A 13,044-nucleotide genomic window follows, 5' to 3' on the forward strand; every position below is an offset into this window, starting at 1 on the left:
TTCAGCTACACGCCGCATGATAATAACTTATCATAACACATTTCCTGGAAATGGGAAAGGGGTAAAGCACAAAAAAGGGCTGCCCTGTTTTTCAGGGCAACCCAATTTCTCGTTTCTGTTAAGAAAAATGTTCTTTACTGTTCCTCTTTCTTCTTACCTGCCACTGCAAATACACCGAGCATCAGGCTGGAAAGAAGCAGGAGCAACGCATTGGAAGAAGTCTGACCAGTCTTCGGTAATGCTGCTAACGGAACCTCTTCATCCAACAGGGTAAGCCGTTCATCCTGACTATCTTCCGGGAGTGATGCTAACGGAACCGCTTCATCCACGATCGTAGTTGCACCAGGACCGCCCGGGACAGAAGAACTGTCTCTGCGAGGTCCGGAACTGCTTCCGCCACCGCCACTGCTGCTACCACCGCCGTTGCCCGGATTCGAAGTCTGCTGTTTCGTATAGTACACATTAAACACCAGATTCTTATCCAAAACACCATTTAGCAGTGCATCCTGCATGCTCATCCAACTGTCATAATTCCATCCATCAATAGAAACACCGGTTACTTCGCCATTCACATCATATGTGAAGTTCGGCTCGATGTAGGTCTGCTGCCAGCTGTCGCGCAGTTTATTAGTAGTACCTTTTTCGTAGTAGTTGATTACGATGGTAAACTGACCAGGAATCGGAGTTGGCGTATTCAGGAAACTAATGTCCGTGGTTTTATCTGTTTTTACTTCTGCATTCATCGGAGCTTCTGCCAGATCATAGCCGTCCGGTGCCTGAATCTCCTGAATGTAGTAGATGCCGATTGGCAGATCCTTCACTTCTGCAACACCGTCTACCGTTGTAATGGTTGCTGCCTCCTGCTCAGAAGCGCTCCAGGTCGTTTCTCTAACATAGTACTCTTTCGTCTCACCGTTCATGCGGTAAATGTGGAAAGAAGCCGGTGAAGCAGTGATTGCGTTACCAGTATTGCTGTCGGTTTTCTGAATTTTCAGATTGCCGGTAGCACGAACCAGTTTGAAGCCGAAAGCGATATTCGTCGCATAATTTTCAAATGTATTTTTTGTATCATAAAAATCAATCGACATTTTAAATTCCAGATTTTTCTGCTGCACGTTCTTGCCTGGAATCATTGAAAATGCTGCAGCTACCTTATCTTCAAGACTAGCCTTATTGCTATCAATCGCTGCATAATAATCAGCAATCGGTTTCCCATCTACTTTCAGACATTTCCGATAGAATAAATCGTTATAAAACTGTTTTAACGTTTTATTAGACTCTTTACAGGCAGCTACAGAATCATCTGTAATAATGCTCAATGCATCCTCCAGAGAAACATCATCTAACGAGTAAGGGTACTCACTTCCTTTATCTTCAATCATATTATGGTCTATAAAGTAATCGATGTAATACTGGTGGAGTTCATCAATTCCATTATATCCTTTTTTCTTTAGTACCTGTCCCAATGCAGCATCGCTAAGATCACCATCTTTCCCAACTAACGCAAGCAATGCCCTATCCATAATACGGTTTGGTCCTGATAAAGAACCATCCATCATAGTCTTATATGGATAATTGTCCGGGGTACGGAACGAAAAACTTCTTGTCTGATACTGATAATCATACTCTGACTTATTATTGATAAGTACATTACAGGTAATTTCAGACCCTGGAATATATTTTTCATATGCAGTTGCCTGATGGAAAACTTCATCTGCATCAATAATAACTTCATTTTCTTTATAGCCTTCTGGAATTGTGATAATCAGAGTTCCTGAGCCTTCGCCATGCCCATAAACTTTATTTTCCGAAATAAACTCAATATTAGCGGATGTCGTATTTTCTTCTGTCTTTTCTGGAGGTTCTGGAAGATTGTACTTTGATGCTTCCTTTACATCACGGTACTGTCTTTCCGGTCTTTCTGGTGCCTCATCAAACACTCCGTAAAGACCATATATAATAGTACTATAAGAACCCATAAATGTAGAAAGTACTTTTGAAAATGCCGCGTCACAACGATAGGCAACTTTTACTCCACTCACATCCAAAACTACGCCATTTTCTTCCAAGCTTACTTTCCCATCCGGGAATGCATAATCTACAGAACGTCTATTCGTTACATCATATTGTGCGCAAGCATAAATCCGCTTAATTCCCTCCATCCTGGAACCAGATATCGTAATGGTCGGAGTACCCTCTGTAATCTTAGTAACATATTCGCCCGTTTTCTTATTCAAGATACGGAATGTATAATGACCAAGATTTCTGTATTCTTCCCCTTCCTGCAAAGAAAGATTTTTATTTGCCTTTGTCTTAACAAGCGTTTCAAATCGGTCTTTGTACATAGAATTCGTGATCACATTATCACTCCAAGAACTATATACTTCCAATTCGCACTCATTGGTGGTGAAATAATCCGACGTCACCGTAAAGGTTAGTCCATCTTTCTCCAAGCTGATCTGGTTGTCTGCAAGTTCCTGCTGCACAGCCCGTCCATACCCATACATAGAGAAGTGGGTTGCTTCAAATGTCAACTCGCCGCTTTCTGCGTCCAGTTCGCCTTTTTTCGTCTCTGCAACATATGGAGTTCCGTCTTCTGCTTCTTTGACGTGCATGACATCTACTTTTTCTTCTGCTTCTCCAGAAAGTTCATTTACTTTCTGAAGTGCATTGTCAACGAATGTCACTTTTACACTCTCATCCGGCTGGATTTTATTGCCCTCTGCATCTAAAAGGCTGATATCAAACAGGCGAAGTTCTTCATACTGAACGCCTTTCTTCTCTGCCTCTTTTTCCATTGCCGCATATGCTGCTTCATCGGTCACTGCAGTTGCTTCCACTGCTACAATGTTCTTATTCCAGCTTCCGCTGACTGGTTCTACCGTAATCAAAACACCGTCACACTCTGTAGAAACTTCTGATACTTCTTCAGCACCCTGCTCCATGGTAATTTTTACCTTGGTGTCCTCTACAACATGTTCCAGAACATATTCTGTCTCTGCGGATGCGATTTCAGCATCTTCCACTTCAGAAAGTTCCTCTCCGTTTGCGGTTACTTTTCCAATGACATAACCATTCTTCGGTTCAATGGAAAATACCAAGTCATCGCCTGCTGTTAATGTAGTATCGCCAATTACTTCTGCCGCTGCCTCTGGCATAACCACATAGGTAATGGAAACTTCTTTCTTCACACTGGCTTCTGCAGTTCCTACACCTATGCCACTTCCATTTCCAGAAGCGCCTGTTCCGGCATTACCTGTATTTTCTGTGCTTTCCGGAGTTTCTGCAGGCTTTTCTGCGTCAGATGGTTTTTCTTCCGAATCAGTTTCATTCTCTGTACTTTCAGAAGTTTCATTCTGACCGCCTTTCTGCTCATCCTTTTCTTCTGAATTCTCTTCGGAATCTGTTTCCTTTTCTTCTGAACCATCGTCCTTAGATTCATCTGAACCTGTCTCGGATTCATCTTTGGAATCATTTTCTGAATCGCTATCAGATTCATCTTTAGAATCTTCTTCGGAACTATTCCCAGTGTTATCTTCTGAATCTTTTTCTTCTGAACTATCGTCTTCTGATTCAGAATTTTCCTCACCGGATTCATTCTCTCCTGCTTCTTCCTCAGAACCAGCATCTTCTGTACTGTTGTCTGTGTCTTCGCTATTTTCTTCCTGTCCCTCATTCTCAGAAGCATTGTCTTCTGCTTCTTCAACAGTATCATTTTCTGTGTCAGAAATTTCTTCTGCGTAACTGGTAAGTACACCTCCTGCAGCAACGTTTCCTGCGGTCATTGTACAGCTGAGAAGAACCGCAAGAGCCCTGGTTAAGTTGGTTTTTCTCATAATATCCCTCCTAGCATATAGCATTTCCTCTTTATGACTTGATTATAGCAGATGGGGTATCTCGCATAGTGTCTCGCGTCTTCTGTTTTTTTGACTTTTTATTCCTGAGCAATCAAAAATTCCAAACAGCCAGATAAGACGCTCTCATAAAAGGGTGAATAATTTGGTGAATAATTTTTTAACTTTTTTCAAAAATATTGTTGACAAACTGAAATGTCCATGCTATATTATACGAGGTTCGCTGCTGTGGCTCAGTCGGTAGAGCGTCGCATTGGTAGTGCGGAGGTCACGGGTCCGATTCCCGTCAGCAGCTTTAAAAACGGAATTTCATATTGGAGTTCCGTTTTTCTGTATATCCAAATATTTCACGACATGGCTTTTTCTATAAGGAGCGTATATGTGCGAACTCATCCCATTAAAACTCGCGGATGGAACCAGTATCAATGTGTCTGAATACAAAATCAGCAAACTAAAACGTTATCTTGAAATTTTCCCGTTAATCAAAAGCGTAGATAAGGTTATTTTATTTGCTTCTGCTTTAGAAAGCAGATGTCGTGAGGATTCCGACATTGATTTTCTTTTCTTTTATAATGATCGAAAGCAATTTCATCATGATATGTCTTATGTATTACCCAATTATTTCCCAGAATCCTGCTACGATGATAAACTGCGTTTTCCAACCGGTTCTACATCTATGTCAGGAGCTTTCGCTGATGCACAAACGAAAGGAGTCGTGATTTATAAGACGCCTATGAAGCCCTAACACGCTTTATCAACCTACTATTAGATACTTGCGCGAAAGAGCTCCTAGACAAGATCAAAGATTTATTACCTGAAGATTACGATAAAAATGTGCCCGCAGATATTCTTCTGCTCAATCACTTTCATCTTCTGAAAGAAAATCTCTGAATATCATGTTCATTACGATTCTATAATCCCATCCATCGTAAGAATTTCCATATCCGATTTTCCCTTTAATTTAATACTGGTTCCGAGAGACGTCACTTTAATGCGTCCTTCCAACTGGTCTGCTACCTCACGGGAAATAAAGATGGTCCGCGCCGGAGCATTTGCTTCCAGTCTTGCAGAGGTGTTGACCGTGTCACCGATGAATTTGTCCAGCGTTCCGCCATTGCGCATGATGCAGTCCGCAATCAGGGTCAGGTACTGGTTTAAGATTTCCACGACCTCCGATGGGGATAACTTTTCTGACATGGTTGTAAATCCGCGGATATCCACAAACAGCACTACAATGTTTACGACCCGTCCGCCGACCATAAGCGCTTCCGGATTGCCGTTGTCCAGGATTTCCTGCACGATCTGCGGTGCTACATATTTTTAAAGGTACTGGTCACCCGGTGTTTTTCAAGAGCCGCCGTGATGTAGTTGATTGCAATTCCTGCAACATAGACAACGGTAGCCGCGAGTGGGATCCAGATCAATCGAAGCACCATGCCATGCTCATAAGCAAGTTTCGCAATCAATCTCCAGCCGCCACTTATGACGAGCCAGCCGATGGTTGCCGGAAGCATCTTCTGTTTCCAGATCCAGAGTCCAAACACGCCTGTAACCAGAAAAACTGCCAGATACTGCCAGATGTCCGATGCTTCTTTTTTGTAATTGCCCATAAGCAGCGCTTCCACTGCATTTGCCTGATACTCCACTCCATACATTGGCTCTGCATGATCGATGGCTGTGGAATAGCTGTCCTGAAGTCCTGCTGCATACGGTCCGATCAGCACAATGCGGTCTGCAAAATATTCTGGCGGTACGTCGCCGGAAAGGATGTCTGCCACGGAAATGGACTCGCTGTAATCCCCCGGAAGTCCGGCAAATGGCAGATACCAGAATGCATGTGCATCTACCGGCGGTTTGCTTACGTAGCGCTGCACCACAAATCCTGCACCGTTTCCGCCCGCGCCAGTTCCACCTCCGCCGCCATTCCGGATCCGGTCACAAAGCGGCTGGTTCTTTTTCAGTTCTACTGCCACAAAGCCTTCGATCTCGTCTTCCCCATACTGCCGGACGATGATATCACATTTGTCGCCTTCTTTATTTCTGTCATAAACCCAGAATTCCGCACGCTGTCCGCCGCGCAGGGTGATGGTCTTTCTCTGTCCGCTGGCCGGGTCGGTGACATAAGCGGTGACTTCGCCTTCCAGCATATACAGGATGCTGTGGTACTGGTCGACCACTTTCACCCAGCCAGAGGTACCTCGAATACCGACTACCATAGAGGAAGTGCGGATATTGAGCATTTCCTCCCATGTACGAAGAAAACTCATAACCATCCGGTTTCCAGACAGCTACAAGTTTTCTATTTTTGCAGGTTTCGTTCTGTATCCCTGCTTCTTTATTTATCTTACCATATACTACCAAAAGCTTCCAGTTATACGTTATTTTTTAAATAACGCAAACCTCGCCATTTCTGCATAATTTCTGCCATTTTCGCTATTTTTTGCTATTTGCCCTCTTTTTCACTGTTTTTCTGCTCTGCCTGCACTTTTTCCCAGCTTTTGCTCTCGATGAACAGACGGGTCAGTTCCGGATCGAGCTTGCCTTCCTTGTTTGCCATGGCATCGAGGATGTTCAATGCTTTTTCGATCGGCATGCCTGGTTTATACGGACGGTCATCTGCCACCAGGGCATCGAAAATATCCAGAATGGTGATGATGCGCACCTCCATCGGGATCTGCTCTGCAGTCAGATGTTTCGGATAACCGCTTCCATTTAACAGTTCATGATGGCTTGCTGCCCATTCCCGAACATGGGACAGTTCTTTTGAAAAACGAATCTCGGAAAGCAGTTTGTCCGTAATGACAACGTGGCTTTCCATCACCTCTCGCTCTGCCTCTGATAAGGTTCCTTTGCGGATCATAAGCATCTGGAATTCTTCCTCTTCCAGCCATGGATGCGTACTGCCGTCTTCTTCCGTATAGGTTTTCTCATGGATCTGGCAGACTGCATCCCGCAGATCATCCGGGCAGAACCCGGCTGTATTGGCGCGGAGAATGGTTTCCTGTGCATTCTTTAACTCTTTCACACGGTTTTGCATGGTTTCTTCGGAAATCATGCCTTTCAGCTGTGCGATCTGGGTCAGAAGACGGATTTTTTCAAAACGATGTAAAATCGCGGTCTTTTGCTCTGGCAGGAATCTTGCATCTTTGTTCATGACCTCCAGCGGAATGACCAGTTTTCCGATATCGTGCAGCCAGATACTCATAAGCAGTTCATGCTTGTGGTCGGCATTGAACAGGATATCTTTTCCCGCTTCGTTTGCTTTCTCGTTCAGATAATCGATGAAATGTGTGCCGTATTCCACCATGTGCCGGGTGTGACTGGCATTGTACGGGGTTCTTTCGTCGACTGCGGAAGACATCACGCGTACAAAGGACTCGAACAGGTTTTTAATCTCTTCAATATAAAGAACATTCTGGATCGTAATCGCTGCCTGGGAAGCAATCGATTCGACCATCGGGATCATTTCCGGAGAGAAGGCACAGATTCTATGGGAAGCAATCGTCTCCACGACCGGCACAAGTTCCGGGGAAAAGGTGCCAATGCTGCCGTCATCGTTTAACGCATTGATCAGCTGGATGACACCAAGGCGGTCTCCCTGGCGGTTGTGCATCGGCACCACCAGCATCGACTGGGTATGATACCCTGTCATGGCATCGTAGCGGATTGGTCCGGAGAAGTCATATTCCTTGCAGGTCCGCACATTTTCAATACAGATCGTGCGGTTTTCGAGATAACACATGGAACATACATTTTCATGGCTCATCTTGACCGGCGGAAGGTTCGGCTCTTTGCCATCTCCGCCCTCGTAGGTCTTCAGGGTATTGTTGCGCATGATCTTAAAGCGCAGCAGATCGCCATCCGCCAGATAAAGCGTTCCGGCATCGCAGTGCGTCAGCTCCATGATGCGGTTTAAGATCATCTCCAGAAGCCGGTTGTAATCTTTTTCGGAGGAAAGGGCTGTGCCGATCTCCAGAATGCTTTGTATTTCTTTTTGCGTCATTTGTATTTTTTCTCCCTGTTTTCTCCCACGTTATTTGCTTTTTTCCAGGCATACGCCAATCCCAGATTTCTGCATTCATGATGCACTATGGATTAGAGCTCCACCGTCATTTTCTCCCGGGCAAATATGCAATTCGGATCCTGTGTCATGGACAGTTTCTCCTGTTCCTGCAGGAATGCATCCTGATAAGTGCGCTCATAATGCGTCAGAAGTGCCTGTTTTGCACCGCTCATTTGCCGGAGTTTCCGGCTGCGTTCTATGGAACCGTGCCCCCAGCCATGCCGGATTGCAAGTTCTGCTTCCGTATAGCAGAAATCGCAGATCAAAAGACTGCAATTTCTGGCAAATTCTGCCAGGCGCGGCAGCATGGTGTCGGTCAGTTCACAGTCAAGCCCATACACGACGCTGGCAGCTTCTTTTTCTACGACTTCATCGAGCCGGTAAAGAATGCTGTTTCCGGGATGCAGTCCTCTCATGGTCTTCACCTGGATTCCTTTTCCAAGTATAAATGTGTCGCCCTCTGTAATTTCATGAAACAGCACATGGGCAGGAATCTGATCCAGACTCACCGGCCAGTACGGCGGCGAAAAAATACTGCACAGCAGTTCTTTCAGACTTTTGTTTTCGGACCGTTCTCCATAAATATGAAACTCCATCTGCGGATCAAACAACATAGAACAGGCGTAAAGCCCCAAAAGATGATCCATATGGGGATGGCTCAACAGAAGATCCAGCCGTTTTCTTCCCGATCCCATCTGCCCTTTCATGCTCCGGTCAAACTGTCCCAGACCGGTTCCTGCATCCAGAATGACCGTCTGTTCTTTTGTATGAACTGTTATGCATGAGGTGTTGCCCCCATACTCCTGGTATTCCGGTCCTGTTTCCGGTCCGGAACCGCGTACGCCCCATATCCGTAGCTGCATCATGCCATTGTTCTCCAATCTGCCAGGCTCATGCGATACGACCTGTTATTCACTGCCATTTTCCGCAGTATCTCTTTCATTATAAGCCATGTGTTTGCGGAATGGAATCCGGAAGCTCATAAAATTTTCAGCTAAATATTTCCGACTTCGCCGATCCATACAGAAAGCCATGCACCGCCCAGTCCAACACTTCATAACCTAAAGTAAAAAACAATGAGGCGCATTATGGCTGAAAACGATACACATTACAACGGCACTCCGGATATGAATGAGAATGATGCAGTGACTCTGCTTCCGACTCCGGAAGAAGGTGGTGCAACCTATCCCGGAAACGAGGAAAACACACCGGTAATTCCATTTCCAAACCCGGAAGAAGGCGGTGCAGCTTATCCTGGAAATGATGCAAATACCCCCGTTGTTCCGCTCCCTGGATTTGAAGAGGGCGGACCGGTTTATCCGGGAAATAACACTACCGGAAATATTGGCGGCAGCTGGAACTGGGGAAATGGAAACTGGGGTAGCGGTTTCTTCCCGCTGACTCCAAGTACTCCGAATATTTCTCCGCGCTACTACGGGCAGGTACGTTTCTTAAATGCCTCGACCAACAGCTTTGCTGTGAATATCAGCATCGACGGCACTGCCTATGCCATCAATTCCAGATTCGGCACCATTTCCAATTATGACTGGATTTCCGATGGCTTCCATACCGTGACCGTGCGCCGTGCATCGGGCATGCGTTCCGTGCTGCTGCAGCAGAATTTCCCATTTACCGCAGGCGAAAAAGTTACTATGATCCTGACCGATTCAGCCTCCGGCGGACTGGAACTGGTCCAGGTTTCCGATACCGGCTGCAGCACCCGTGCCTACAACACCGGCTGCTACCGTTTTGCGAACATGACCTTTGCCGGTTCGCGCTACGACCTGCTGCTCTACGGCGGAGAAACGGTCTTCCGCAATGTGGCATTCCAGACGGTAACTCCTTATAAACAGGCCATGGCAGGCACCTACCAGTTCTATGTCACTAACTCCAACAGCTACTCTTTCCTGCGGGAAATCCCGATCATTGTCATTGGCGTGAAGGGATCCGGCGCGATTGCAGGAACCAGCGCCCCGCAGCCACTTCTTTCCGCACAGATTGAGATTGCTTCCGGGCAGAATTACACGTCTTATCTGATCGGGAATACCTGGTCGGATATGGGGCTGCGGCTTCTGACTGTGGAAGACTGACTAAATTCCTTGTAAAAAGTGTGACAGTGCTGCATTTTTTCGCTGCAAAAAGTGTGATAGCATTACACTTTTTCATGGCAAAAAATACAGCACACGATTCGTTTGATCAAACAACTGAAAAAAGGGCGCTCTCAGATTTCTCCGAGAACGCCCTCTCTGTTCCACCTTCATAATGAATTCTTAATTTCGATTCTATTTTACAGTCTCGCCAGCTTCTTCTCCATCAATTCCCCATTACTGCTGTAAATGATCGCATTTTCCTTGCTGATCTTTCCTTCCCTAAACAGCTTGATGATGCTGTTATCCATGGTGATCATGCCTTCTTCCTGGGAAGTGGCGATGATATTGTCGATCTGGTGGATCTTGGATTCGCGGATCAAGTTCCGGATCGCATTGTTGAAGAACATGACTTCAAATGCCGGAACGACACCTCCGTCTACTCCCGGGATCAGCTGCTGGGATACTACTGCCTGCATGACCATGGAAAGCTGTGCACGCACCTGCTCCTGCTGCGCAGGCGGGAAGCTGTCGATGATTCGGTCGATCGTGTTGGCTGCACCTACAGTATGCAGTGTGGAGATGACCAGATGTCCGGTCTCTGCTGCAGTCAGCGCGGTTTTAATGGTTTCTTCGTCTCGCATCTCACCGACTAAAATGACATCTGGTGCCTGGCGGAGCGCCGCACGTAAGCCCGTCACATAGCTTTCGGTATCCAGACCGATTTCTCGCTGGGTAACGACACTCTTGTTATGCCGGTGCAGATACTCGATCGGGTCTTCCAGCGTGATGACGTGTGCGTTACGGGTTTTGTTGATCTGGTCGATGATACAGGCAAGGGTCGTACTCTTACCGCTGCCAGCCGGTCCGGTTACCAGGACAAATCCTTTGGTCATACGGGAAATGTCGATGACCACCTGCGGAATATGCAGATTGTGGAAATCTGGCAGGGCGAATGTAATGACACGGATGATCGTTGCCAGAGAACCTCTCTGACGGAACACGTTTACACGGAAACGGGAAACGCCCGGAAGTGCCATGGCAAAGTCATCGTCACCATGCTCCATGACATGGTCCATACTGCGGTTGTTTGCAAGTGCGTAAATTTCCCGCACCATCTCTTCGATTTCCTTTGGAAAGATTTTTTCTTCTGTCTGATAAACAATCTTTCCGCCTACTTTCCAGGAAAGCGGCATGCCTGGGATCAGGAATATGTCTGCCGCGCCCTGTTCCACTGCTTTTCGCAGAACTTCTTCTGTATACATACGCGTTTCCTCCATCAATCAATTCCCGCTCCACACCGGAACAGACTGGTCAATCTCATAATCTTCCTGATGGTATACCTTCCAGGATTGGATCTCATAAGTTTTCTTCTCCCAGTCCAGTGCCAGTTCTACCCTGAGCGCCTGCCCTGCAGACATGGCAACATCTGTACAGTAATTGCCTGTATCGCTCTGCAGATATGGGGCAAGCGTTTCTTTCTCTCCCTTTAAAAGTGCCTGGTCTGCAAGCTGCAGAAATTTTTCTCCTTCTGCGTCAGCCCGGTAATATTCCTGCACGGAATCCGCACTTCTTTGAGAAAGCGCATCTTCCCGCTTTGCGTTGCCGAGCGACAGGACACTGAATGTCACCAGGCAAAGTACGATAAAGATCAGGATCAGGCTGGAGCTTCCGATATTTGCTTTTCTTCTGAGTTCCTGTTTTGCCATCTAATCTTGCCTCCGGATATATTTTTCCGCATCCAGCGTAAACAGTTCTTCACCACGCTCTCCGTTTTCCCGGATCACAATCTGAAAGCTGTGCATTCCGTTTTCCTGATCTGTCTCTGTCAGGTTTCCGGTGTATGCTGCAGCGGACGGATCTGTTGTCTCTTCCCAGTCTGCATTCCAGTACACCAAGTCGGAATCTGCCTGTGTTTCCAGTCCGGCAGATTGTTTTTCTGCCTGCTGCGTTTCTCCAGAAACCGTTTGTGTTTTTCCGGACGGAAGCCCCTTCTGCAGATTGCCTGTTCCGTCCTCGCCAGACAACTTCCACATCTCAGCCACAGACTGCGCTGCACTGACTGCGTGGTCTCGTTCCCATGCCAGACGGCTCATCCGGTCTGATTTTGCAAATGCAAGAATGCAGGTAGATGCGCAGAGCATAAAGAAAAATACGACTACCATCATTTCCATCAGGAAAATGCCGGAGCCGGAACCACCTCGTTTATTCGTCACTCCGTCACCGCCCTTCCGCTGCGCAAAGATAACGTCAGACTGCCTCCGCCTGTTCCCATGGTTTTTACATGAAGCAACGCGCCATCCTGCTCTAATTCCAGACCGTCGCATTCCAGAATTTCCAGACCGTCTGCAAGCCCGAGTCCACTGTCTTCATAGGTAAATAACTCGCGGATGCTGCCCTCAAAATAGTAGATCCAGGTGACGTAGTCCCCGCCTTCGATGCTTTCCCGGATTTCCAGAACCTGCTGTCCGTCAATCGTTTTTACATCTACACAACCTTCCGTATCGCCCTGTCGTACCTTGTTCGCCACGTACTGGAGCGCGACACTTCCGGTATAAGTCTGGTCCATACGCCTGCTGATATTTTCATACACCTTGCTTCCTGCAAGTACCGTAAACAGGGCACACATGATGAAGACAAGGAACAGGAGCATGGTAAAGAGGACACTCATGGTCTGTCCGTCGTTGCGGTTATGGCTGCCAGTCATTGTCTTCACCTCCTTCTACAGGGATCACGGTGATGTCTGGCATGATATTGGAAGCGAAACCGCTGTAGAACACGTTGTAGCGTTCCCGGTCGATCTGGATTCCATAGTTTTCCTCCAGATACTCGACACTTGGCGGATAGCGCCCTTCAATCGCATAGCACTGGACCGATGCCTGGCGGATCGCCTTGATAAGTGTATCGGAGCCTTCCGATTTTGCCTTTCCCAGAAAAGAGAATACGCCATTCATAAACAGCGCCATGATCACGCCAAATACTGCGGCCGACACGATACAGCCAGCAACAAAGCGTTTGTCCCATTTCTTTTTCATGTTCA

12 protein-coding genes and 1 tRNA gene are annotated in these 13,044 nt (G+C 46.7%); 3 read left to right on the forward strand and 10 right to left on the reverse strand.

Annotation, left to right across the window (positions count from 1 at the left end):
- Positions 1-134: 134 nt before the first annotated feature.
- Entirely contained in the window at positions 135-3,836 is a 3,702-nt protein-coding gene (locus DWZ40_RS15060; protein ID WP_182431763.1) for a doubled motif LPXTG anchor domain-containing protein, read from the reverse strand.
- A gap of 240 nt (positions 3,837-4,076) precedes the next feature.
- Between DWZ40_RS15060 and DWZ40_RS15065 the strand changes: the two genes are divergently transcribed.
- A tRNA-Thr gene (locus tag DWZ40_RS15065) sits at positions 4,077-4,149 on the forward strand.
- Between the two features lie 84 nt (positions 4,150-4,233).
- Positions 4,234-4,599 carry a hypothetical protein gene (locus DWZ40_RS15070; protein ID WP_118543719.1) on the forward strand — a complete coding sequence of 122 codons (366 nt, stop codon included), beginning with the start codon at positions 4,234-4,236 and terminating at the stop codon, positions 4,597-4,599.
- A 158-nt stretch (positions 4,600-4,757) separates the two neighbouring features.
- On the opposite strand, the gene DWZ40_RS15075 is transcribed toward DWZ40_RS15070, so the two are convergent.
- The 4 genes from DWZ40_RS15075 to DWZ40_RS15090 form a co-directional block, all read right to left on the reverse strand.
- Entirely contained in the window at positions 4,758-5,153 is a 396-nt protein-coding gene (locus tag DWZ40_RS15075; protein WP_118543720.1) for an adenylate/guanylate cyclase domain-containing protein, read from the reverse strand.
- An 11-nt stretch (positions 5,154-5,164) separates the two neighbouring features.
- Positions 5,165-6,121 carry a CHASE2 domain-containing protein gene (locus tag DWZ40_RS15080; protein WP_182431764.1) on the reverse strand — a complete coding sequence of 319 codons (957 nt, stop codon included), beginning with the start codon at positions 6,119-6,121 and terminating at the stop codon, positions 5,165-5,167.
- Positions 6,122-6,297: 176 nt separating this feature from the next.
- Entirely contained in the window at positions 6,298-7,857 is a 1,560-nt protein-coding gene (locus tag DWZ40_RS15085) for an HD domain-containing phosphohydrolase (RefSeq protein WP_118543722.1), read from the reverse strand.
- A gap of 92 nt (positions 7,858-7,949) precedes the next feature.
- Complete coding sequence (locus tag DWZ40_RS15090) at positions 7,950-8,783, reverse strand: MBL fold metallo-hydrolase (RefSeq protein WP_118543723.1); 834 nt, start codon at positions 8,781-8,783, stop codon at positions 7,950-7,952.
- A gap of 222 nt (positions 8,784-9,005) precedes the next feature.
- Between DWZ40_RS15090 and DWZ40_RS15095 the strand changes: the two genes are divergently transcribed.
- Positions 9,006-10,007, forward strand: coding sequence for a DUF4397 domain-containing protein (locus tag DWZ40_RS15095; protein WP_182430563.1), 1,002 nt, complete (start codon positions 9,006-9,008; stop codon positions 10,005-10,007).
- 197 nt (positions 10,008-10,204) lie between these two features.
- Here DWZ40_RS15095 and DWZ40_RS15100 read toward each other — a convergent pair whose 3' ends face one another.
- From DWZ40_RS15100 to DWZ40_RS15120, 5 genes are read right to left on the reverse strand one after another with little or no spacing between them, the layout of a single operon-like run.
- Positions 10,205-11,269: a PilT/PilU family type 4a pilus ATPase gene (locus DWZ40_RS15100; RefSeq protein WP_118543725.1), complete on the reverse strand. Its 1,065-nt coding sequence runs from the start codon at positions 11,267-11,269 to the stop codon at positions 10,205-10,207.
- A gap of 18 nt (positions 11,270-11,287) precedes the next feature.
- Complete coding sequence (locus DWZ40_RS15105; protein WP_118543726.1) at positions 11,288-11,713, reverse strand: hypothetical protein; 426 nt, start codon at positions 11,711-11,713, stop codon at positions 11,288-11,290.
- Entirely contained in the window at positions 11,714-12,220 is a 507-nt protein-coding gene (locus DWZ40_RS15110) for a hypothetical protein (protein WP_118543727.1), read from the reverse strand.
- Positions 12,217-12,711 carry a DUF4860 domain-containing protein gene (locus DWZ40_RS15115; RefSeq protein WP_118543728.1) on the reverse strand — a complete coding sequence of 165 codons (495 nt, stop codon included), beginning with the start codon at positions 12,709-12,711 and terminating at the stop codon, positions 12,217-12,219. Before DWZ40_RS15115 ends, DWZ40_RS15110 begins: the two co-directional genes overlap by 4 nt.
- Positions 12,695-13,039 carry a hypothetical protein gene (locus DWZ40_RS15120; RefSeq protein WP_347560102.1) on the reverse strand — a complete coding sequence of 115 codons (345 nt, stop codon included), beginning with the start codon at positions 13,037-13,039 and terminating at the stop codon, positions 12,695-12,697. The genes DWZ40_RS15115 and DWZ40_RS15120 overlap by 17 nt, the downstream gene beginning before the upstream one ends.
- Positions 13,040-13,044: the final 5 nt, after the last annotated feature.

Origin of the sequence: Clostridium sp. AF32-12BH (assembly GCF_003477935.1) — a bacterium.
GTDB lineage: Bacteria > Bacillota > Clostridia > Lachnospirales > Lachnospiraceae > Brotaphodocola.